The sequence below is a fragment of the Actinoplanes sp. NBC_00393 genome, from assembly GCF_036053395.1.
Lineage (GTDB): Bacteria > Actinomycetota > Actinomycetes > Mycobacteriales > Micromonosporaceae > Actinoplanes.
In genome coordinates this window covers 846163-867319 of record NZ_CP107942.1, presented here as the reverse complement: position 1 = coordinate 867319, position 21157 = coordinate 846163, and the positions used below count along the sequence as shown (strand labels likewise).

Below are 21157 nucleotides of genomic sequence, written 5' to 3'. Positions count from 1 at the left end.
CCAGCAGCGTTGCCGCGCGCTCCCGCCGGCATCGTCGCACGCCAGCAGCGTTGCCGCGCTCTCCCGTCGGCATCGTCGCACGCCGGCAGCGTTGCCGGGCGCTGCAGCCAGCATCGCCGCGTGGGCCATGTCGTGCAGGCCACGGGCCCGGAGCTAGGCGAGCCACCAGCGTTGCCAGCGGCTTCCCTCAGCATCGCCGCACGCCACCAACGTTGCCGGCGCTGCCACCAGAATCGCCGGCGTTTCCCAGTTCGGGTGCGGTCGGCACGCAGCGGCTGGGTGTTACTAATGCCCGGAGCGGCCGGTTCGGGCAGCGCCTGGGCGGCGTCCGCGATGCCTCCGTTCTCGGGGCAGGTCGGTAAGATCGGCGTTCATGACGGTTCGGCCGCCGCTGGCGGAGCAGCTCGACATGGCGCCGCATCCTGAGGGCGGCTGGTTCCGGGAGACCTGGCGGTCTCCGGTCACGTTCTCCCCCGACGGCTATGACGGACCGCGTAGCGTCGCCACCGCGATCTACTTCCTGCTGCATCCGGGCGAGGTCTCCGCGTGGCATGTGGTCCGCTCTGACGAGATCTGGTTCTGGCATTCCGGCGGGCCGCTGGAGTTGCGGCTCGGCGGCAATGGGGAGACGCCTCGCGAGGTAGGTGCCGCAGGAACGGCCCACGCCGTGGGGGCAACAAAGGCGGCCGGGACCGCCGGGACTGGGACCGCCGGTACTGGGACGGCCGGAGCGGCTCAGGGTGTGGGGACGGCGGCTCGGCAAGTCAATGACGCGGAATTGGCCAGCGAGGCTGCCCGGGTGGTGGTGCTCGGCTCGGATCTGGCTGCGGGTCAGCGGCCCCAGATTCTCGTGCCGGCCGGAGTCTGGCAGTCGGCCGTCCCGGCGGGTGATCAACCGGTCCTGGTGAGCTGCGTGGTTGCGCCAGGCTTCGACTACGCCGATTTCCGACTTCTCTGACTTAAGCGGAGAGTCCGCCTAAAGGCCGAGCAGGAACCTGCGGGAACGAGCGGTAGTCCACGGAGATCAAAGCAGGAATCTCCTGAGATCCAGCGGAGCCCGCGACAACCCGCGGAGTACGAGCGGAGCCCGCGGAGAACGAGCAGGAAGCAGCGAGCTGAAGTCCGCGGGAGACCGAGCAGGAGCCCGCGAAGGCAAGCTGCAGCCTGTGGAGACCGAGGTGGAACTCGCTGAGATGGGGCGGCGGCTCGCGAGATGGAGCGGCAGCTCGCCGGGACCGAGCGGCAGCCCGGCGAGATGCGGAAAGGTCGAGCCCACCCCAGCTGGATCCGGCTGTCCACGCCGGTCTGCCCATCAGTTGCCGGATCCGCCGGGGCAGGGTGCGCGCCGACAAGCCCAGCCCGGCCGGCGACGGCCTGGTCAGCCCGGCCGGCGATGGCCTGGTCGGTCAGGCCGGCCGGCGATGGCCTGGTCGGTCAGGCCGGCCAGGAGCAGGCCGAGCGCCTGCCGGTCCAGCGGATCCAGGTCGCCCGGGCTGGTCTCCACCAGGTCGAACGGTCCGGCGCGCAGCGGATACCCCCGCTGCCGTTCCGCCTCGGAGTAGGAGATCAGCACCGACGGCGGTGGCTCAGTGCCGAGGCCGGCGAGTGGGTGCGGTCGCCGTGCAGGGGCAGGAACGCCGCCGAATGTCCTACCGGGACGGCGGCAGCCTCGGCTTAGCGCACCAGGCGCAGGCGTCCGGCCTGGTAGGCGACCACGCCGGCCGGGTCGAGCTCGTACGTGGTGGCCGGGCCGTCGCCGGTGACGCGTAACCGGTTCGGGCTGACCAGGTGGTAGGTGGTGGTGCCGGGAACCACGGTGAGCGAGGGCAGCAGGACCCGCACGGACGCGACTGTCACCGGGCCGCCCTTCACGGTGAGGCCGAGCCGGCGGACCGCCCAGGTCACGAAGACCGGCGAGTCGGCGAGGCGGACCACGGCGTCGGCGGCGATTCCGGCCGGCTCGGGCGCGCCCGGCGGCGGCAGGCCCGCGTCGCCGGACTCGTCGGCCCGGCAGGCCCACTCCTCGCCGGTGCGCCGCAGCTGCAGGGTGCGGCTCCAGCCACCACCCCGGCAGGTGACGCTCAGTTCCCGCACGACCGCGTCGTCGTCGAGCTCGGCGTGCCACTCCACCGCGTACGGCGTGGCGCCGGTGACGACGGCGGTGCCGCTGCCGCTGGGGAAGACCAGCTCGGTGCCGACCACGTCGGTGCGCTGCCAGGCCAGCGGACCGGACGGCAGGGTCTCCAGCCGGCCCGCCGGGCGGGTCTCGGTCTGGCCGACCATGGTCTCGGACATCTTCGTCCTCCTTTTACCGCCGTGCCGGATTCCCATGGTGGCATCCGGTTCACGCGGATGCCGACAATACGCCCGATAGGGGTGGCCAGTCAGTCCCGCCCGGCAACGATCAGCGCCTGTGGAGCCGCCGCCTTCATCCGGGTGTTCAACCAGGCCAGCTGCCGGGACGTCTCGGCCGAACAGTGCCGGGCCGCCCCGATCAGCTCGGCGTCGCGCAGGCCCTGTGCGGCCTGGTGGACGACCGTCCAGGTGGTCTGTACCAGAGTGCCCAGCACGTGCAAGTCCTGCAGATCCCGCAGCAGGCCAACCGGGCCCTGGCGCACCTCGGCCAGCCCGTCGGCGTGCAGACGTTCCGGTTCCTCGACGTCGGCGCCGCTGTGCTGCTCGCCGTACCGGTCGACGACCGGGGTGAGCCGGCGGACGTGGTCGTCGCTGAGCGCGGCGAGCTGCTCGCAGATGAGTTGCACGTCGGGCTGGTCGGCGTGGCCGTGCCCGACGACCCGGAACGACTCGGCGAGGGTCTGTTCGGCGTGGTGCACCAGACCGAGATAGATCACGAGTTGCATGGCGTCACCCGGCAGACTGCGGTCTTGAAGGCCGGTTGTTTGGAGACCGGGTCCCAGACCGTCGCGGTCAGCTCGTTGGCCTGGCCGTAGTGGAACGGCACGAACACGGTCCCGGTGGGCACCCGGGTGATCCGGGCGGGCACCTCGACGGCGGATCGGGGCGACTCCACGCGTACCCGATCCCCGTCCTTGATCCCGAGCTTGGCCGCATCCGCTTCGGAAAGCTCGGCCCACGCCTCGGGTGCGGCCCTGTTGAGCGGCCGGGAGCGGCCGGTCTTGGTCCGGGTGTGGAACTGGTGGACGGTCCGCCCGGTGGTGAAGAGCAGCGGAAACTCCTCGGAGGGCGTCTCCGGCGCCGGGTGGTACGGCGCGCCCTTGAGGAACGCCCGGCCGTCCGCACCCTGCGCGCGGTGCTCCTGCTCGGTGACGGTCGCGCCGGTCAGCAGATCGTGGCCGTAGGTCTCGCAGAAATCGGTCGCGCTGGGGAAGCTCGCGTCGGTGTAGAGCCGGTCCGCGCCCCAGCGCAGCCCGCCCGAACTGCGCAGCCGGTCGTAGGACAGCTCGCTGTAGTCGCACGGGCGGCCGCGGCTCGCCTCCCGCCACGCCTCGAACGCATGCTCCGGCGTCCGCCACCCGATCAGCGGCCGGCCGTCCGCGTCCCGGAAATCCATCGCGTCGGCGTACCCCAGAAAGATCTCGAAGTCGCTCCGGGCCTCGCCCGGAGGCGACACGGCCTGCTCGCTCAGATGGACCGTCCGGTCGGCGTTGGTGAACGTGCCGGTCTTCTCACCCCAGCCGGCCGCGGGCAGGACCACGTCGGCGAGCTCGGCGGTCTCGGTGCGGAACAGATCCTGGACGACCACGAAGCAGTCGCCGCCGAGGATCCGGCGGATCCGCGCCGACTCCGGCAGCGACACCGCCGGGTTGGTGGCCGAGATCCAGAGCAGGCCGATGCTGCCCTCCTCGGCGTACTTGAAGATCTGCAGGGCGTGGGTCGGCTCGGCCCAGTGCGGGATCACCAGCGGATCGACGTTCCAGAGCCGGGCCAGCTCGGCGATGTGCTGCTCGTTGTCCCAGTTGCGGAAGCCGGGCAGGTCGCCGTCGGCGCCGCACTCGCGGTTGTTCTGCGCGGTGGGCTGGCCGTTCATCTGCAGGATGCCGGCGCCGGGCCGGCCGAGCATGCCGCGCAGCAGGTGCAGGTTGTTCACCGCGACCGCCGACGCGGTGGCCTGATGTGACTGGTAGAAGCCCTGCAGGACGGTGGAGAGCACGCGCTGGGAGGTCCCGAAGATCCGCGCCGCCTTCGTCACGTCCTCCGGTTCGACCTCGCAGATCCGTGCGACCTCGTCCGGCGTGTAGGGAGAAACGATCTCCCGCAACGTCTCCACGCCGACCGTGTGCTCGCCGACCCAGTCCTCGTCCACCCAGCCGTTGACGAACAGCTCCCGGACCAGGCCGTTCATCAGCGCCAGGTTGGTGCCTACCTTCGGCGCCAGATGGACCGTGGCCTCGGCCGCCACCGCGGTACGCCGCGGATCCACACAGACGAGCACCGGCGGATCCGCGCCCCGGAGCCGGTCGAGCACCCGCGCCCACAGGACCGTCTGCGTCTCCGGCATGTTGTGGCCGTACAGGAAGATCGCGTCGCAGTGCTCGACGTCGTCGTAGCAGCCCGGCTGCCCGTCCGCGCCGAACGACTCCTTCAGCGAGGCGGCCGCGGTCGCCGTGCACAGCCGCGTGTTGCCGTCCATGTGCGGGGTGCCGATGCCGGCCTTCCCGATCACGGCGAGCGTGTAGTACTCCTCGAGGAAGAGCTGGCCGCTGGTGTAGAAGCCGTGCGACAACGGGCCGCGCTCGCGCAGCAGCCGCCGGGAGACCTCGGCGATCCGGCCCATCGCGGTGTCCCAGTCGCATTCGACGAGCTCGCCGCCCTCGCGGATCAGCGGCCGGGTGAGCCGGTCCGGGGAGCGGGACCAGGGCGTGCTGCCGTACAGGCCTTTCGGGCCCAGCCGGCCGCCGTTGACCGGGTCGTCCGCGCGGCCGCGGACGCCGACCATCCGGCCGTCCTTCACGGCTATCTCACAACCACAGCCGTTGCTGCAGAGCACGCAGGCACTCGGCACCCAGCGGTCCACCTGCGCCTCGGTCAGGCCCTCGTCGAGGTGCAGATCCACCCGTGCCGGCCAGGTCGTGCCCCGGGAGTGCGGGTTACGCGTACCCCAGATGTCGCTGATCCGATCCACCCCGCCGGTGTTCCCCGATCCCCGGTGATCCAACCTTGCGGCGGCGGACCATGATGGAGCCCATGTCCGATCTTGATGGCCCGGTCCGGCAGACCCTCGGAAGACTCGCCCCGGGACGGCACGGCGTGGTGGTCGCGGCGATCGCCGGCGACACCGTCGAGATCCAGGGCAGCGGCGGCCTGGACGCGACCACCCGCTTCGAGATCGGCTCGGTGACCAAGGTCTTCACCGCGCTCACCCTGGCCCGGCTCACCCTCGCCGGCGTCACCTCGCTCGACGAACCGCTGCGCGACCTGCTGCCGGCCGGGACGAAGGTGCCGGCGCGCGGCGGGCAGGAGATCACCCTGCGGCATCTGGCCACGCACACCTCCGGGCTGTCCCGCCTGCCGACCGGCATGCTGCTGGGCGCGCTGCTGCGGCCGAATCAGCCGGATCCGTACGCACACTGCTCCGAAGACCATCTGCTCGGCGCGCTGGGCCGTGCCAGGCTCGGCGCCGTGCCCGGCCGGCGCTTCCGCTACTCCAACTTCGGCGCCGGGCTGCTCGGCCTGGCGCTGGCGCGCCGCGCGGGCCTCGGCTACGACGCACTCGTCAGCCGCGAGATCAGCATGCCGTTGGGATTGATCGGTACGTCTACCGAAGGCGTGCCGACACAGGGACACCGCCGCAACGGCAAACCCACCGGGCCCTGGCACCTCGCCGACCTGGCCGGGGCCGGTGGACTCCGGTCGACCGCCACCGACGTGGTCGCGTTCGTCCGGGCGCATCTGGCCGACGGTGAGCTGACCCCGGCGATCCGGCTGGCGCTGGAGACCGAGCACCGGGTGAACCCGTTCCTGAGCGTGCGGCTCGGCTGGATGGCCCTGCGGCGGCATCCGAAACAGGGCGGTCACCTGCAGATCTACCACAACGGCGGCACCGGCGGATTCTCGTCGTTCGCCGGCTGGGACCCGGAGAAGAAGGTCGGGGTGGTGGTGCTCAGCGACACCCAGCGGATGGTCGACAACCCGGCGTTCGAGCTGCTCACCGAGCTGCGGTCAGCCTCGTGAGAGCCTGCGTAGTGCGCCGACGTAGCGGCTCGTGGCGATCTCCTGCACGGCGATGGACAGTGGGCCGCCGGCGCGGGCCAGGACGGTGGCCGGGCGGGAGAACGCGGTGATCCGGAACCGGACCAGGCCCGAATCGGTCAGATGCACGGCGAACGCCTCCTCGCCGCGCTCCGGGTGGCCCGGCAGGGTGCCGTAGGCGAAACCGCGCAGCCGGGGATGTTCCAGGCAGTAGACCACCCGGCAGGGGATGCCGATGCTCAGCGGGCCCCAACCCAGGCGGAGGTGCACGAATGCGCCGGGCACGGCACGCGGCGTGGAACCTGCCGCCACGGTCAGGCCGGCGTGGCGGTGCATGCGCCAGGTGAGGAGGGCTTCGCAGGCGCGGTCGAAATCGGCCTGGCCGGAACCGATCGGCGCGTCCCGGCGGACGTGGCGGTAGCCGGGTGGCAGCGGGGTTTCCCGGGTGGCGCCCACCTCGGCGTACGTCAACTCGGGCCGCATCGATCCAAGCTACCGGGCTTCTCCCCTGCTCGCGGCCCCTGCTCCTGGCTCGCGCCTCTGGCTTGCGGCCGCGCCTTATTCGCGGCCCGCTGTCACCGGTGCTGGGGACGTGTAGACCGGTGGGGTGACCGGGTCCGGCACCGGGGGCAGGTCGTCCTCGCCGAAGATGAAGTCGCCGATCTGCTCCAGCACGCCCTCGTCCTGCTGCTGGCGCTGCCACGCGCGGGCCTTCTCCCGGCGCTCCTGCTCCTCGCGGGCCAGCCGGCTCAACTCGTCCACCTGGTTCGCCGCCTGCCGCATGGCCGCGGCCAGCCGCTGCGCGTCGCCGGTGCAGATCCGCATCCGGCCGGCGAACTGCCGCGCGTACAACCCGCGCCACTCCTCGGCCGCCAGATTCGCCACCGCGGTCCGGCGGGAGATCTGGCCCTCGCACTCCTCGGCGCTCGCTCGCAGCTGAGCGGCCAGCCGGCCGGCCGCACCCCAGTCGAACGGCACGTCCTCGGAAATCCCCCGCAGATCGACCATCGCCATCCTCTGAATCGGCCTCACATCCGGCAGAGATTCATTGCGATGATAGGCGGGTCGTGCCGACAATGGCAGTCCGAGAAAGGGAGTGGACAGATGGCGGGACGCGTACTCTCGACGGACCAGGCGAAAACCTCGATCCAGCAGGTGCAGGCCATCATCAACGGGGGGCTCACTGATCAGATCGCTCAGCTCGACGCGCAGGGAAAGATGCTGTCCAACCCGGACGTGTGGGACGGTCCGCTGGCCCAGCAGTTCCGGGATCAGACCTGGCCGGAGACGAAGGCCGCGCTGGACAAGGCCAAGGTCGAATTGGATCAATTGCGCGAGCAACTGCAGAAGATCGCGCAGAACATCATGACCGCCGGTGGCGGATACTGAGGAATTCTCGCTCATTCGAAGATCAATTCTGAGAGGTACGGGGATGGCCGATCAGGAGCCGCTCGGCCGGGAATATCTGCTGCACGAGGAGATCGGCCGCGGCGCGGTGGCGGTGGTGCGGCGGGCGACCAGCCGGAACGGCGGCCCACCGCTGGCCGCGAAACTGCTGCGCCCGGAGTTCGCCGCCGACCGCCGCATCCGCGAGTTGTTCCTCCGCGAGGAGGCCGCGCTGAGCAGCCTGGACCACCCGAACGTGGTCGGGCTGCGCGACCTGATCGTCGAACGCGGCACTCTCGCGCTCATCATGGACTTCGTCGACGGGCCCAACCTGCGGCGCCACCTGTCCCACCGCGGCGGCCGCCTCGACCCATCCGAGGCCACCGCGATCACCGCCCAGGCCGCCGCCGCGCTGGCCGCAGCCCACGCCCAGGGCATCGTCCACCTTGACCTGAAGCCGGAAAACGTGCTGGTGGCGCGCGGTTCCGCCGCGCCTTCGGTCCGCATCACCGACTTCGGCGTGGCGGTGCTGCTGCACGACGCCGACCGGGGGTGCGGTCGGCGGCACACCGGGCTACACCGCCCCGGAGATCTTCACCGGTGCCGCACCCACCGCAACGGCCGATGTGTGGTCGCTGGGCGTCCTGCTGGTGGAGATGGTCACCCGGGAACCCGCGCGGCACGCCGGACGAGTTGCCCGCGCCGTTGAACGCGGTGGCCCGCGACTGCCTGGCGGCCGATCCCCGCCATCGCCCGCCAGCCCGGCGGGTAGCCGCCTACCTGCGGCAGCTGACCGCCGCCGGCACACCACGCCCCGACGCACTCTCGCCCGGCGCTGCGGCCTTTCCCGGCACTGCGGCGGCGGGGCCGCTGCAGCCCGGCGCCGCCGCGGCTGGCGCGGGAGGTCCGTTATATCCCGGTGCCGCCGCTGCGGGCGGGGCTGGCACGGCAGGCGCGGCGGCGGCCAGCGCGGCAGGGGCCGCAGGCGTGCCACATCCTGAGTCACCCGGGTTCGGCTCTGCCTATCCCGGCACTCCTGGCCCCGGCGCAGCCGATCAAGCTCATCCCGGCTCGCCGATGCCGGGCAGCACGGGAGCGCCGCACGGGGACGCGCCATACCCGGGATCTCCGGGGCCCAGCCCCGTTTCCGAGCAGTACCCCGCCGGCCCCGTTCCGGGCGGCGCCTACCCCGGATCGCCTGCGCCGGGACCGACCGGGGAGCCGTATCCCGGCGCCTCGGGCTCGGGCTCGGGTTCGGTCGGCGGCCTGTGGCCACCGCGCCCCGGCTCACCTACGCCGGGCCCGGCGGGCGCAGTGGACGCAGGCGCTGAAGGCGCGGGTGCCGCTGCGGACCCGGGAGTTGCAGGGCAGCCCTATCCCGGGCGGCCGACCGCGGACAACCTGGCCCACTGGGCCGGGCAGCTGCCCGGCGACGAGCAGCGGGAGACGCGTCTCAGGCCCGGTGTCACGCCGCCCACTCCTCCCCCGGCCGGGCCGCCGGCGCGGGAGAAAGGGCGATGGCGGCGCGGGCCGCTGCTCACCCTGACCGGCGCCGCGCTGGTCGCGGCGGTCCTGATCGGGCTCAACATGACCGCCTCGGCGGACCAGCGGAACATCCAGACCGTTCAGCAGGTCAGCCTGCCACCGGCGGTGACTCCGCAGACCGGGGGCAACGCCGCGCCCGCCTCGCTGCCGCCCACCACGGAGCTGGCGATTCCGCCGGCCGGGGCGTCGGCCAGCCCGCAGAATCTGCGGGTCACCCTGGCCGGGGAGGTCGCGGACGACGGCGGGACCCTCGCGGTCTCGATCCGGGACGGGAAGGCCATCGCGTACGTCTGCGACGGCAACCGGGTCGAAGAGTGGCTGCAAGGCACTGCTCGCGGCGGCGTTCTCTCGCTCAAGGGCAAGGGCGGCGGCAAGATCACCGGTACGTTCGACGCGCGCCGGGCCAAGGGCAAGATCACCGTCGAGGGCGACACGAAGGACTTCGCGCTCGGCCTGGTGAAGAAACCCTCCGGGCTTTACCGAACAGCGGCCCGGGTACGCGGCGCCCAGCTCAACGGCTCCTGGATCGTGCTCCCGAACGGCCGCCAGGTCGGCGTGCTCACCGAGGACGGCGTGCCCGCCCCGGCGCCGTCGCTCGACGTCACCAACCGCACCACCACGGTCGACGGCACGACGCTCACCGCGACCACGATCGACGTCGACAGCGGCGAGGGATTCTGACCGTGGACACCGGCACCGTACGGCAGCCGCGCGTGTGGCTGCCCGCGGTGGCCGGTGTCGGCGTCGCAATCGGTCTCGGGGTGTACGGCCGGCTGCACGACCCGGCCGGCAGTTCCACGATCTCCGAGTTCCTGCGGTTGCAGACCACCAAGGTGTGGCTGGCCACCGCCGTCGCTGCCCTCGCCGTCGTACAGCTGCTCTCCGCCCTCTCCCTGTACGGCAAGCTGCCCACCGCACGCTGGACCCCCATGGTGCACCGGTGGAGCGGCCGGCTCGCCCTACTGGTCTCGCTGCCGGTGGCCGTCCACTGCCTGTACGCCCTCGGCTTCCGCAGCGACAGCCCCCGCGCGCTGGCCCATTCGCTGCTCGGCTGCCTGTTCTACGGCGCGTTCGTCGCCAAGATGCTGCTGCTGAGCCGCCCCGGTGAAGGCCGCGCCTGGGCGTTGCCGCTGGCCGGCGGCCTGGTCCTGACCGCTGTCGCGGGGTTGTGGCTGACCTCGTCGCTGTGGTTCTTCACCACGATCGGCTCAGGCTGGTAGCAGCGCCCGATCGGTGGCCGGCGGGGCGGCGGCCCGATGCTGGGCTTCGATGCGCAGGCCGAAGTGGGCGCCGGCGAGGACCAGGACGATGCCGAGGAGGGTGGTCGCGGTGAGATGTTCGCCGCCGAGCCCCACGCCGATCAGGACCGCCCACACCGGTTCGGTGCCGAGCAGCAGGCCGGCCCGGGAGGCAGAGGTGCGGCGTACGGCCCACAGCTGCACCAGGAACGCGAAGAGGCTGCACCCGACGGCCAGATAGACGACGCCGAGCCAGTGCACGGGTTCGAAGGCGCGCACGGTGACGGCGAGGACCGGTGCGGCCGCGATGGTGAAGACGATCGCTCCGACCAGGGTCTGCATCGCGGTGAGGGTGACCGTGTCGTAGTCGCGGCCGCGGGTCAGGTGCCCGGAGAGGGTGACGTGAACCGTGCGCACCACGGCGGCGGCCAGCATCAGCGCGTCACCGGTGGAGGGCGGGCGCAGGCCGGGGCCGGCGACCAGCAGGACGACACCGGCGAACGCGACGGCCGCGGTCAGGAAGAACCGGCCGGGCAGCCGCCGCCGGGTCAGCGCGCCCTCCAGGGCGGGGGTGAGCAGGATGGTCAGGCTGATCAGCACCCCGGCGTTGGTGGCGCTGGTGAGCGACACCCCGTACGTCTCGAGCACCAGCACCGCGGCCTGGGTGAGGCCGAGCAGTGCGCCCACGGCGAGTTCGCGCCGGCCCGGCCGCGGAGGGCGGCGGGCCATCACGACGGGGGCCATCGCCAGGACGGTGACGAGGAAGCGCAGGGCCAGTACGGCGAGGACGCCGCCGACCACGACGAGGCTCTTGGCGGCCAGGTAGCTGCTGCCCCAGACCACCGCCACGGCGAGCAGCAACAGGTCGACCCGGCCCCGCAGCATCAGCATGGGGTCCAGCCTCGGGCGGCCCGATGATGTAGACAAGGCAGCAACTTCTCAACTGACGATGTAGCGAGGACTAATGGATCTGCACCATCTGCGGCTCCTGCGCGAACTCGGCGACCGGGGCAGTGTCGCCGCGGTCGCCCGTGCCCTGCACATCACCCCGTCGGCGGTGTCGCAACAGCTGAAGGCGCTGCAGCGTTCCACCCGGGTGCCGCTGACCGAGTTGCGTGGCCGCAAGCTTGTGCTCACCGACGCCGGCCGGGCCCTCGCCGGCGCGGCGGCCGAGGTGTGGACCGCCCTCGACAAGGCGAACCGGATCGTCGACGCGTACCTCGACGATCCGGCCGCGCCGGTCACCGTGGCCGCGTTCCACAGCGCCGGTGTGACGTACTTCCCGCAGCTCTTGACCGCCGGCGGCCCGCCGGTGCGCTGCGCGGACGCCGACGTCGCGCACGCCGATTTCCCGGCCCTGGTCGCCGACTACGACCTGGTCCTGGCGCACCGGCTGGCGCACAGCCCGCCCTGGCCGACCGACCGGGTCACCGTGGTCCCGCTGGTCCACGAGCCGCTCTACGTGGCGATCCCCGCCGGCCACCGGCTGGCCACGAAGTCCCCGCTGACCAGCGCCGACGTCAGCACCGAGCCGTGGATCAGCGTGCACGACGGCTTCCCGCTGGAAGGCACCCTGACCGCGATCGCCGCGGCCGCCGGACGTCCGCTGACCATCGCGCACCGCATCAACGAGTTCACCGTCGCCGCCGCGGTGGTCGCCTCAGGTGCCGCCTTGGCGCTGCTCCCCGGTTACACGACAGTCCCGAACCCCGGCGTCGTCCTCCGCCCGCTCGCCGACCTCCCGGCCGGCCGCCACATCGACGTCCTGACCCGCCCCGAGACCCTGCACCGCGCCGCAGTCCGCACAGTCCTGGCCACCCTGCGCCGAATCGCCGGCTGAACCGCGCTGAGCGTCAGCCGGCAACCCCCGGCTGACCACCAACGCTGCCTCAAGCGCTGCGAAGCAGCGCTGAGCGTCAGCCAGCAACCCCCGGCTGACCACCAACGCTGCCTCAAGCGCTGCGAAGCAGCGCTGAGCGTCAGCCAGCAACCCCCGGCTGACCACCAACGCTGCCTCAAGCGCTGCGAAGCAGCGCTGAGCGTCAGCCGGGCCGCCACGTGCTTCAGCCCGGAAGTGGCGCAGCGGCCCGGGGATGTGCCCAGGCCGCTGCGGTAGTCGGGGGAAGCTGCGTAGGCGTACGGCTAAAGGTTTTTCATCAGATCTTCGAAGCTGGCCGTCAGCGCGAAGGGATCCGTCACCGTTGCCGGCTCGCGATGTTCGATCTCGCGGGCGAGCTCGGCCGCGGCGCGGTCGATGCGGCCGCGCAGGGGGCCCTCCACCGAGTTGGCGCCCCAGTCGTCGCTGGCCGCGAAGACCGAGGTCGGGATCATGGTGGCGCGCAGGTACGCGAAGAGCGGGCGAAGCGCGTGCTCGAGAACCAGCGAGTGCCGCGCGGTGCCGGCCGTCGCCGCCAGCAGGACCGGCTTGTCGACGAGGGCGTCCTTGTCGAGCACGTCGAAGAAGGACTTGAACAGGCCGCTGTAGCTGGCGCTGAACACCGGCGTGACCACGATCAGCGCGTCGGCCGCGGTGACCGCCTCCTGCGCCTGCTTCAGGTTGGTCTTGGCGAAACCGGTCAGCATGTTGTCGGTGATCTCGTGGGCCAGGTCGCGCAGCTCGATGACCTGAACGTCGAGGGTGACACCGAGCCGGGCGGCGGCGCCGACCGCCGCCGCGGACAGCTGGTCCGCGAGCAGGCGGGTCGACGACGGCTGGCTCAGGCCCGCGCTGATGACGACGAGCTTGCGCTGCTTCATGCCTGGACCTCTTCCTTGTTCTCGTCCTTCGCCAACTTCGAAGCCAGCAGGGACGCATGGGTGGGCGCGTCCGGGACGTGGGCCGGCTTGAGCGCCGCGAACTCCTTGCGCAGGACGGGGACGACTTCGGAACCGAGCAGGTCGAGCTGCTCCAGGACCGTCTTGAGCGGCAGGCCGGCGTGGTCCATCAGGAACAGCTGGCGCTGGTAGTCGCCCACGTAGTCGCGGAAGCCCAGCGTGCGGTCGATGACCTGCTGCGGGCTGCCGACGGTCAGCGGCGTCTCCCGGGTGAAGTCCTCGAGCGTCGGGCCGTGGCCGTAGACGGGCGCGTTGTCGAAGTACGGCCGGAACTCCTTGACCGCGTCCTGGCTGTTCTTGCGCATGAACACCTGGCCGCCGAGGCCGACGATGGCCTGGTCGGCGGAGCCGTGGCCGTAGTGCTCGAAGCGCTGCCGGTACAGCTGGACCATGCGCTGGGTGTGCGACGCGGGCCAGAAGATGTGGTTCGCGAAGAAGCCGTCACCGTAGTAGGCGGCCTGCTCGGCGATCTCCGGGCTGCGGATCGAGCCGTGCCAGACGAACGGCGGGATCTCGTCGAGCGGGCGCGGCGTGGAGGTGAAGCTCTGCAGCGGGGTGCGGAACTTGCCCTGCCAGTCGACGACGTGCTCGCGCCACAGCTTGTGCAGCAGCGAGTAGTTCTCGATGGCGAGGGGGATGCCGGCGCGGATGTCCTTGCCGAACCAGGGGTAGACCGGGCCGGTGTTGCCGCGGCCGAGCATCAGGTCGACGCGGCCGTCGGCGAGGTGCTGGAGCATCGCGAAGTCCTCGGCGATCTTCACCGGGTCGTTCGTGGTGATCAGCGTGGTCGCGGTGCTGAGCTGCAACGTCGAGGTCTGCGCGGCGATGTACGCCAGCGTCGTCGTCGGCGAGGACGAGAAGAACGGCTCGTTGTGGTGCTCGCCGAGCGCGAAGACGTCGAGGCCGACCTCCTCCGCGTGCTTCGCGATGATGACGATGTCCTTGATGCGCTCGGCCTCGGTCGGGGTCCGGCCGGTGGTGGGGTCGGTGGTGATGTCGCTGACGCTGAAGATTCCGAACTGCATGACCCGCTCCTGGAGCTTCCGGCCGGGGCTCTGACGTCCCGGATCTGCCCTGCACAACTTCCTTGACGGAGAAACTATTTCAGATTCAAAGAACTTGTGCTGCGGCGGGGGTCACAGTCACGCTGACCGGGTGGGCAATCGCTTCCGGTTGACGCTCGCCGCCCTGTGCTGCGGCGGACTGGTCGGCGTCTCGGTGCTGCCGCACAGCAATGACCCCGAGCCCCGGCCGGAACCGCAGCCGGCGCCCACCGCCGGCTGGGCGCCACCCCAGGCGGTCCGGGTCGGCGTGCAGATCGGGCGGCGCTGCACGCCGAACTGGGCGATCGGCCGGACCGCGCACGGCCTGGCGACGATCTGCGGGCCGGACCGCAAGGGCCGCAACCGGTGGCGGCCGCTGACGCCGACCGCGCAGCGACACCTGCATTGATTGACTAATATCGATCACTTTTCCAGATCGTGCACCGAACCGGTCCGGCTCTTGCCCCCTGCACAGGGGGCGGACGAAGGTTCTTCCCGAGGAGGCGCCTTATGGACCAGTACCCGCTGGGACGCAGCCGCCCGGACCTGGCTGTGGACAACCTGCCCGAGCCGGAGCAGGTCTTCAAGATCAGCCGGATCGGCCCACGCCAGCTGTTCATGTACGTGGTCGGCCCCAGCCTGATCGCGCTGGGCATCTCGATCGGCAGCGGCGAGTGGCTGCTCGGCCCACAGGCGGTCGGGCAGTACGGCTTCGTCGGCGTCGGCTGGGTCATCCTGGTCTCCGCGGTCCTCCAGACGTTCTACAACGTGGAGTGCTCGCGGTACGTCCTGGCCACCGGCGAGGCGCCGGTCGTCGGCTGGGGCCGGGTGCCGCCCGGCTACCTGCTCTGGGTGCCGCTCTCGGTCTTCATCGTGATCTTCTCCTTCATCGCCGGCGGGTGGGCCGCGGCTGCCGGCCAGGGCATGTACGCCCTGGTGCACGGGGAGGTCGCACCGGCCGGCGCCGAGGAACCGCGGCTCTGGGCGATCGGCCTGCTCGTCGTGGTCTTCCTGCTGACCGCGTTCGCCCGCCGGATCAGCCGCGCCCTGGAGCTGGCGAACTGGCTGATGGTCGGCACGATCCTGGTCGGGCTGATCCTCATCGACCTGTTCGTGGTGCCGTTCTCGATGTGGTGGGAGGGCATCCGCGGGTTCGTCACCCCGGCAGCGCCGCCGGAAGGGATCACCGCGACCCAGCTGGGTGGCCTGGCCGGCTTCACCGCCCTCGCCTCCGGCCTGAACTGGTACGTGATGGGCCACTACCGGGACAAGGGCTACGGCATGGGGTACCGGACCGGGTTCATCTCCGGCCTGCGCGGCGACCAGACCAAGTTGCTCGACGTCGGTGTCACCTTCCCCGACGACGACGCCAACCGGGGACGCTGGCGCCGGTGGTACCGACTACTGCTGGTCGACATGTGGGGCGTCTTCTTCGTCGGCGCCATGATCGGGATGTTGCTGCCGACCATCCTGATGGCGCACGCCGTGGAGGTCTCCGGCACCCGGCCCACCGCCGCGGACGTGCCCACCTTCGTCGCCTCCGTGCTGGAGGCCGAGTACGGCCGCGGCATGTTCTACATCGCGCTGATCCTGGGCGTGCTCATCCTCTTCAGCACGCAGCTCGGCATCTTCGAGGCGATGGTCCGGGTGACCACCGACGCCGCGCACGGCACCAGCCCGAAATTGCGCGCCATGATCGAGGGCGATCCGCGCCGGTTCTATTTCCCGTTCATGCTGGTGCTGCTCGTGGTCATTTCGGTGATTCTGCATCTGGCCCTGCCGGTGAATCTCGTGCAGTGGTCGGCGAACATGTCGAATCTCGGCGCGCTGATCTATCCGTTCATGTTGATGTACCTGAACAGCAAGCTGCCCAGGCCCGCACGCCCGCGCCCGTGGCACTACGTGCTGCTGGCGGCGAACGTGTTGTTCTTCGGATTCTTCTTCATCAACTTCATCGCCGACTTCTTCGGGGATCCGCTCGTCACGTTCTGAGTTCTAGAATAAGGCGATGATCAATACGCGGGGGATTTTCTGAAATGGCGAGCAGTTCGGCCCGCCCGGATGATCTGGACGCGTTCGTCCGGGGCAGCCGGGCGGCCGACGACGAGCTGCGCGGGCACGCCGCACGGCTGCGCGCGGCCTATGCGGAGTTTCAGGACGGCACGCGCTGGGGCAGTCTGGACGCGACCTCGCTGATCACCGCCTTCGGGCAGTATCTGGATCTCAACGAGACCGACGCCCGCTGGGTCGCGCAGATCTCGCAGGCGTTCCGCGCGGCCGGCGGTGACGGCGACCTGGCCCGGCTGCCGGACGCGGCCATCGCCGCGAGTCTGCGGGCGGCCGGCCTGAGCGGTGGGCGCGCGGCCGTGACGTTCGACGACCCGGTGGCGTACGGGTTTCCGCCCACCAGCGGTTTCGCGGACGACCCGGTCAACACCGCCAGCGGGAACCTGGTTCTCAAGGTCACCGACCGGCCCACCTTCAGCCGGGTCTTCAACAGCAGGTCCGACGTGGTCGGCGCGTTCGGCCGCGGCTGGTCCTCGTGGGCCGACACCCGGTTGCACGCCCGCCCGGACGGCGCCGAGTACGCCGGGCCGGACGGGCAGCGGGCGGTCTTCGGGCGCCAGGGCGACGGCTACGGCCGGGTCGTCGGGGTTCCGGCCACGGTGCATCCGGTCGCGGACGGTCTGGAGCTGCGCTGGTTCGACGGGGAGGTCTGGCGGTTCGACCACGCCGGGCATCTGCGCCACGCCGGGCGGCTGGAGTTCGGCTGGACCGCAGACCGGCTCACCTCGGTCGGGCCGGTGACGCTGACCTGGACCGATGACCGGATCACCGGGCTGGCGGACGCCGCCGGGCGGATCGACTACGGCTATGCGGACGGCGTGCTGGTCGAGGCCGACGGCCATCGGTACGAGGTGGACGACCACGGGCGGGTCACCGCGCTGGTCGACGCGGACGGGGTGGCCGAGGCGCGGACGGGGTACGACGCTGACGGGCGGGTGGTCGAGCAGGTCTCGCGGTTCGGGCGGCGCACCGGGTACGCGTACCTGCCGGGGCGGGTCACGGTGGTCGGCGAGACCGACACCTATGTGCACGACGACCACGGCCGGCTGCTCGCGGTCACCGACGGGCACGGGAACACGCTGCGGCGCACCTACGACGAGTGGGGCAACCCGGTCACGGTGACCGACCGGAACGGCGCGGTGAGCACTATGCGCTGGGACGATCGCGGGCACCTGCTGCGGAAAGGGCAGTTCGAGTACGGCTACGACCCGGCCGGGCGGCTGATCCGGGTCGCGGCGACGACCGGCTCGGAGGTCCGCTACCGCTACGACGGCGAGGAGCGGACGCCCAGCGAGATCCTCGGCCCGGAGGGCGGGATCACCCGGCTCGACGTCCGGGACGGCCTGGTGCACCGGATCGCCGACCCGGACGGGGTCACCGTCTCCTTCGGCTTCGACGGCGCGCGCAACCTGATCTCCGCCACCGACGCGCTCGGCAACACCGCCCGGGTGGAACGCGACGCGGCCGGCCGGGTCACCGCCACGATCAGCCCGCTCGGCCGCCGCAACACCTTCCGGTACGACCAGCGCGGACGCCTCGTCGAGTGGCGCGACCCGGCCGGCGGCGCCTGGCGGTACGAACACTCCCCCGGCGGCCGGCAGATCGCGGTGACGGATCCGGCGGGCGCCCGGAAGGAGACGGTCTACGGGCCGCACGGCGACCCCGAGACCGCGATCGACCCGCTGGGTCACCACACCACGATCGCCTACGACGACGTCGGCAACCCGGCCCGGCTGATCCTGCCGGACGGCGCGAAGTGGGACTTCACCTTCGACACGCTCTCCCGGCTGGTCGCCACCACCGATCCGTCCGGGGCGAGCTGGATGCGCGAGTTCGACGCGACCGGCAACCAGGTCGCGGCCCTCGACCCGATGGGGACCCGGCGCACGGTGACCGTGGACGACGAGAACCGGGTGACCGGGCTGCACGACGGGCTGACCGGGAGCGGGTTCGAGTACGACCCGCTCGGCCGGGTGACGGCGCACGTGCGGCCGGACGGCGCCGCGGCCCGGGCGGAGTACGACCGGTGTGGGCGCCGCACGGTGATCGAGGGGCCGGACGGTGGGCGCACCCGGATCGAGTACACGGCGGCGGGGCGCGTACGCCGTACCATCTCGCCCTCGGGAAGGGTGACCACCTTCGAACATGACGCCGCCGGGCGGATCTCGGCCCGGATCGACGGCGCAGGCCGGCGCGTCGCCTTCCAGCGCGACGCCGACGGCGCCCTGGTCGCCGTGCAGCACGGTGAAGGGCTCACACAGACTTTCGCGTACGACGTCGCGGGTCGCCTGGTCGAGCGGGAGATCCCGGGACGTGGCCGGGCCAGATACGAGCACGACGCGGCCGGACGGGTCGTGGCGGTCACCGACGCGACCGGCGGCACGCGCCGCTTCGAGTACGACGCGGCCGGCCGCCTGATCGCCGCGGTGGACGCGCTCGGCAACCGGACCGGCTACGAACGGCATCCGCGCGGCTGGATCACGAAGATCGTCGATCCGCTCGGTGCGGAGACCCGGTTCCGCCATGACGAGTCCGGGCGTGTCGTGCAAGACGGGCGCACTCACTACGAGTACGACCAGGGCGGACGGCTGACCGCGCGGACCGACGGCTCCGGCCGCACGATCCGCTGGACCTACGACACATCGGGCCGGGTCGTCACGATCACCGGTGGCGACGGGCCGCCGCTGAGGTTCCGCCGTGACCGGCTCGGCCGGCCGGTCACGGTCACCGAGGGCGACCGCCGGGTGGATCTGGCGTGGGACCGGGCCGGGCGGCTGGTCTCGCGCAGCCGGGACGGCGTGACCGTGGGACACCGGTACGACCCGGACGGGCAGCGGGTGGCGCTGGTGCATCCGGACTCCTCGGAGAGCACCTACTCGTACGACGCGGGTGGGCGGCTGGCCGCGGTCGCACACCCGGTGACCGGGACGATCACGATCCGCCGGGACGCGCTCGGCCGGGTGATCGCCGCGGAGTCCGGGCAGGCGCGGATGACCTGGGAATACTCGGGTGGGCTGCGTACGGCGTACACCTTCGAGTCATCGGCCGGGAGGCGCACCGCCCGGTTGACCCACGACGCGGCCGGGCGGATCACCGGGGACGGCGAGCGCACCTACCGCTACGACGCGGCGGGCCAGCTGACCGCGGCCGGGGAGATCACCTTCGAGTACGACGCGGTGGGCCGGCTGGTCCGCGAAGGCGACCTGACATATGTGTACGACGCGGCGGGCCGGCTGCTGTCCCGCGGCGACACCCGGTTCGAGTACGACGGCGCAGGTCGCCGCGTCCGGGAAGGTGACCGGACGTATCACTGGGATGCGCTGGGCCGGCTCGCCGCGGTCGACGACCTGGAGCTGCGCCACGACCCGCTCGGCGAGCTCGCCGAAGTGGGTGGGCAGCCGGTCGTCTGGGACACCGGACCGGCCGGGATGCTGTGCCGGCTCGGCGACCAGCCGGTTCTGGGGGCATTCACCCCGTGGGTGGTCGGTGATCAGCAGCTCACGCCCGACTGGCAGGGCACCCCTTCGCACCGCGACGCGTGGGGCGCGCCGGCCCGGGACGAACCGGGCATCGGATATCGCGGCGAGCTGGAGTTCGCCGGGCTGACCTGGCTGCGCAACCGGGTCTACCAGCCGGGGAGCCGCTCGTTCCTGTCGCCTGACCCGCTGCCGCCGATCCCGGGCACGTCCTGGGAGGGCAACCCGTACAGCTACGCCGGCAACGACCCGCTCGGCTCGGCCGATCCCCTCGGGCTGCGCCCGATCACCGACGCCGAGCTGGCCTCCTACCGCGACGAGATGAGCAGCGGCGCCTTCGAGGACGCCGCCGCATGGGTCGGCGACAACTGGGAGTACATCGCCGCGGGCGCGATGATCGTCGGCGGCATCGCCGTGATGGCGACCGGCGTCGGCGGGCCGCTGGGAGCCGCGATGATCGGTGGCGCGCTGCTCAGCGCCGGCGGCAGCACGGCGGTGCAGAAAGCCACGACCGGCGAGGTCAACTGGGGCGAGGTCGCCGTTTCCGGCCTGATCGGCGGCGCGACCGGCGTTGTCGGCGCCGGTGCCGGGCTCTTCGTCGGCAGTTCCGCCCGGCTCGCCGCGACGAGCCCGTTTCTGCGCGGCGCGGTCGCCGGCGGAGTCAGCAATGTCCTCGGCGGCGGGGTCAATCGGGGCCTGCACGGCGAGGATGTGTTCGACCCGGCGGGAATGGCCACGGACCTGCTGCTGGGCGGGGTGACCGGAGGCGTCGGCGGCCGGGTCGGCGCTCGAGCTCAGACCTCGAACCGGCCTTATCAACTCGCCAATCTCCCGCCCAACACCCTGGGTCAAACCGACGAGTTCGGCCGCATCTTCATCCAGCCGGGCCAGACACCGGCCGGATTCGCCGAGACACTGCGGCACGAGACCGTGCATTCCATCCTCACGCCGGGCCGTGACGCGCTGCGCAAGATCACACTGGGCCTCTACGACAAGTCTTCTCTCTGGCGTTACACGGAAGAGGCGGCCGCGGAAAGCTACGGGACGCTGAATCCGTTCAAGGGAATGGCGTTCCCCCTCAAGGAGGGCTATGTCACGCCTGGGCGGTTGCTCGCCGAGACGGGAGCAGTCGCCGTCGGCGCCGGGGCGGTGGGATACGGCGGCTACAAGGTCCTCGAAGGGGTGTTCTCCGATGATTGACCGCGATCAGGCTGTCGAACTGGCACGGGCCGAGGTCGAGCGCAGTGGCCTGCCCTGGCTCGAACCCGTGACCGTCAGCTGGGGCCTGTTCCGTTACGAGGTGCTGACAAATACGTCCTTCCGCGGAGGCAACGTCATCGTCCGGGTGAACCGGCGCTCGGGAAAGGCCACCGTGGTGACGACGATCCGTAGGTGA

General features: G+C 71.6%; 21 protein-coding genes. 12 read left to right on the top strand and 9 right to left on the bottom strand.

Annotation, left to right across the window (positions count from 1 at the left end):
- The first annotated feature begins 373 nt into the window (after positions 1-373).
- Positions 374-958, top strand: coding sequence for a cupin domain-containing protein (locus OHA21_RS03840; RefSeq protein WP_328470181.1), 585 nt, complete (start codon positions 374-376; stop codon positions 956-958).
- A gap of 420 nt (positions 959-1378) precedes the next feature.
- Here the strand turns inward: OHA21_RS03840 and OHA21_RS03835 are convergent, their stop codons facing one another.
- From OHA21_RS03835 to OHA21_RS03820, 4 genes are all read right to left on the bottom strand, one after another.
- Entirely contained in the window at positions 1379-1573 is a 195-nt protein-coding gene (locus tag OHA21_RS03835) for a hypothetical protein (RefSeq protein WP_328470179.1), read from the bottom strand.
- A 101-nt stretch (positions 1574-1674) separates the two neighbouring features.
- On the bottom strand, positions 1675-2295 hold the full coding sequence (locus OHA21_RS03830) for a putative glycolipid-binding domain-containing protein (RefSeq protein WP_328470177.1): 621 nt from the start codon (positions 2293-2295) through the stop codon (positions 1675-1677).
- A gap of 89 nt (positions 2296-2384) precedes the next feature.
- Positions 2385-2861: a hypothetical protein gene (locus OHA21_RS03825; RefSeq protein WP_328470175.1), complete on the bottom strand. Its 477-nt coding sequence runs from the start codon at positions 2859-2861 to the stop codon at positions 2385-2387.
- On the bottom strand, positions 2849-5104 hold the full coding sequence (locus OHA21_RS03820) for a molybdopterin oxidoreductase family protein (RefSeq protein WP_328470173.1): 2256 nt from the start codon (positions 5102-5104) through the stop codon (positions 2849-2851). The genes OHA21_RS03825 and OHA21_RS03820 overlap by 13 nt, the downstream gene beginning before the upstream one ends.
- Positions 5105-5166: 62 nt before the next feature.
- Between OHA21_RS03820 and OHA21_RS03815 the strand changes: the two genes are divergently transcribed.
- Positions 5167-6153 carry a serine hydrolase domain-containing protein gene (locus tag OHA21_RS03815; protein WP_328470171.1) on the top strand — a complete coding sequence of 329 codons (987 nt, stop codon included), beginning with the start codon at positions 5167-5169 and terminating at the stop codon, positions 6151-6153.
- Here the strand turns inward: OHA21_RS03815 and OHA21_RS03810 are convergent.
- Both OHA21_RS03810 and OHA21_RS03805 read right to left on the bottom strand, forming a co-directional pair.
- Complete coding sequence (locus tag OHA21_RS03810) at positions 6142-6654, bottom strand: DUF1990 family protein (RefSeq protein WP_328470169.1); 513 nt, start codon at positions 6652-6654, stop codon at positions 6142-6144. The two genes, OHA21_RS03815 and OHA21_RS03810, sit on opposite strands and share 12 nt — an antisense overlap.
- Positions 6655-6729: 75 nt before the next feature.
- Positions 6730-7185, bottom strand: a complete 456-nt coding sequence (locus OHA21_RS03805; RefSeq protein WP_328470167.1) for a hypothetical protein — start codon at positions 7183-7185, stop codon at positions 6730-6732.
- Positions 7186-7275: 90 nt separating this feature from the next.
- Here OHA21_RS03805 and OHA21_RS03800 point away from each other — a divergent pair, with 90 nt between their 5' ends.
- The 5 genes from OHA21_RS03800 (at position 7276) to OHA21_RS03785 (ending at position 10322) form a co-directional block, all read left to right on the top strand.
- Complete coding sequence (locus OHA21_RS03800) at positions 7276-7560, top strand: pyrophosphorylase (protein ID WP_328470165.1); 285 nt, start codon at positions 7276-7278, stop codon at positions 7558-7560.
- Between the two features lie 43 nt (positions 7561-7603).
- On the top strand, positions 7604-8266 hold the full coding sequence (locus tag OHA21_RS03795; protein WP_328470163.1) for a protein kinase domain-containing protein: 663 nt from the start codon (positions 7604-7606) through the stop codon (positions 8264-8266).
- On the top strand, positions 8148-8558 hold the full coding sequence (locus tag OHA21_RS52655) for a hypothetical protein (RefSeq protein ID WP_442875152.1): 411 nt from the start codon (positions 8148-8150) through the stop codon (positions 8556-8558). The genes OHA21_RS03795 and OHA21_RS52655 overlap by 119 nt, the downstream gene beginning before the upstream one ends.
- 313 nt (positions 8559-8871) lie before the next feature.
- Positions 8872-9783 (top strand): hypothetical protein, encoded by a 912-nt coding sequence (locus tag OHA21_RS03790; protein ID WP_328470161.1) that lies wholly within the window; start codon positions 8872-8874, stop codon positions 9781-9783.
- Between the two features lie 2 nt (positions 9784-9785).
- Positions 9786-10322 (top strand): DUF6529 family protein, encoded by a 537-nt coding sequence (locus OHA21_RS03785; protein ID WP_328470159.1) that lies wholly within the window; start codon positions 9786-9788, stop codon positions 10320-10322.
- Here the strand turns inward: OHA21_RS03785 and OHA21_RS03780 are convergent.
- Entirely contained in the window at positions 10311-11231 is a 921-nt protein-coding gene (locus OHA21_RS03780) for a DMT family transporter (protein ID WP_328470157.1), read from the bottom strand. The genes OHA21_RS03785 and OHA21_RS03780 overlap by 12 nt on opposite strands.
- A 73-nt stretch (positions 11232-11304) precedes the next feature.
- On the opposite strand from OHA21_RS03780, the gene OHA21_RS03775 reads away from it, so the two are divergent.
- A complete protein-coding gene (locus OHA21_RS03775) occupies positions 11305-12180 on the top strand; it encodes a LysR family transcriptional regulator (RefSeq protein WP_328470155.1) in 876 nt (291 codons plus the stop codon).
- A 302-nt stretch (positions 12181-12482) separates the two neighbouring features.
- Here the strand turns inward: OHA21_RS03775 and OHA21_RS03770 are convergent, their stop codons facing one another.
- Together OHA21_RS03770 and OHA21_RS03765 are read right to left on the bottom strand one after the other, a co-directional pair.
- Positions 12483-13097 carry an FMN reductase gene (locus OHA21_RS03770; RefSeq protein ID WP_328470153.1) on the bottom strand — a complete coding sequence of 205 codons (615 nt, stop codon included), beginning with the start codon at positions 13095-13097 and terminating at the stop codon, positions 12483-12485.
- Positions 13094-14200, bottom strand: coding sequence for an LLM class flavin-dependent oxidoreductase (locus OHA21_RS03765; RefSeq protein WP_328470151.1), 1107 nt, complete (start codon positions 14198-14200; stop codon positions 13094-13096). The genes OHA21_RS03770 and OHA21_RS03765 overlap by 4 nt, the downstream gene beginning before the upstream one ends.
- A 130-nt stretch (positions 14201-14330) precedes the next feature.
- Here OHA21_RS03765 and OHA21_RS03760 point away from each other — a divergent pair, with 130 nt between their 5' ends.
- The 4 genes from OHA21_RS03760 (at position 14331) to OHA21_RS03745 (ending at position 21157) form a co-directional block, all read left to right on the top strand.
- Entirely contained in the window at positions 14331-14627 is a 297-nt protein-coding gene (locus OHA21_RS03760; protein WP_328470149.1) for a hypothetical protein, read from the top strand.
- 101 nt (positions 14628-14728) lie between these two features.
- Complete coding sequence (locus tag OHA21_RS03755) at positions 14729-16210, top strand: Nramp family divalent metal transporter (RefSeq protein ID WP_328470147.1); 1482 nt, start codon at positions 14729-14731, stop codon at positions 16208-16210.
- 44 nt (positions 16211-16254) lie between these two features.
- Entirely contained in the window at positions 16255-20961 is a 4707-nt protein-coding gene (locus OHA21_RS03750) for a DUF6531 domain-containing protein (protein ID WP_328470145.1), read from the top strand.
- On the top strand, positions 20954-21157 hold the full coding sequence (locus tag OHA21_RS03745; RefSeq protein WP_328470143.1) for a hypothetical protein: 204 nt from the start codon (positions 20954-20956) through the stop codon (positions 21155-21157). The genes OHA21_RS03750 and OHA21_RS03745 overlap by 8 nt, the downstream gene beginning before the upstream one ends.

Coding starts and splice junctions, on each gene's coding strand:
- OHA21_RS03840 (WP_328470181.1), top strand. CDS start 374: ATGACGGTTCGGCCGCCGCTGGCGGAGCAGCTCGACATGGCGCCGCAT.
- OHA21_RS03830 (WP_328470177.1), bottom strand. CDS start 2,295: ATGTCCGAGACCATGGTCGGCCAGACCGAGACCCGCCCGGCGGGCCGG.
- OHA21_RS03825 (WP_328470175.1), bottom strand. CDS start 2,861: ATGCAACTCGTGATCTATCTCGGTCTGGTGCACCACGCCGAACAGACC.
- OHA21_RS03815 (WP_328470171.1), top strand. CDS start 5,167: ATGTCCGATCTTGATGGCCCGGTCCGGCAGACCCTCGGAAGACTCGCC.
- OHA21_RS03810 (WP_328470169.1), bottom strand. CDS start 6,654: ATGCGGCCCGAGTTGACGTACGCCGAGGTGGGCGCCACCCGGGAAACC.
- OHA21_RS03805 (WP_328470167.1), bottom strand. CDS start 7,185: ATGGCGATGGTCGATCTGCGGGGGATTTCCGAGGACGTGCCGTTCGAC.
- OHA21_RS03800 (WP_328470165.1), top strand. CDS start 7,276: ATGGCGGGACGCGTACTCTCGACGGACCAGGCGAAAACCTCGATCCAG.
- OHA21_RS03795 (WP_328470163.1), top strand. CDS start 7,604: ATGGCCGATCAGGAGCCGCTCGGCCGGGAATATCTGCTGCACGAGGAG.
- OHA21_RS03780 (WP_328470157.1), bottom strand. CDS start 11,231: ATGCTGATGCTGCGGGGCCGGGTCGACCTGTTGCTGCTCGCCGTGGCG.
- OHA21_RS03775 (WP_328470155.1), top strand. CDS start 11,305: ATGGATCTGCACCATCTGCGGCTCCTGCGCGAACTCGGCGACCGGGGC.
- OHA21_RS03770 (WP_328470153.1), bottom strand. CDS start 13,097: ATGAAGCAGCGCAAGCTCGTCGTCATCAGCGCGGGCCTGAGCCAGCCG.
- OHA21_RS03765 (WP_328470151.1), bottom strand. CDS start 14,200: ATGCAGTTCGGAATCTTCAGCGTCAGCGACATCACCACCGACCCCACC.
- OHA21_RS03755 (WP_328470147.1), top strand. CDS start 14,729: ATGGACCAGTACCCGCTGGGACGCAGCCGCCCGGACCTGGCTGTGGAC.
- OHA21_RS03750 (WP_328470145.1), top strand. CDS start 16,255: ATGGCGAGCAGTTCGGCCCGCCCGGATGATCTGGACGCGTTCGTCCGG.
- OHA21_RS03745 (WP_328470143.1), top strand. CDS start 20,954: ATGATTGACCGCGATCAGGCTGTCGAACTGGCACGGGCCGAGGTCGAG.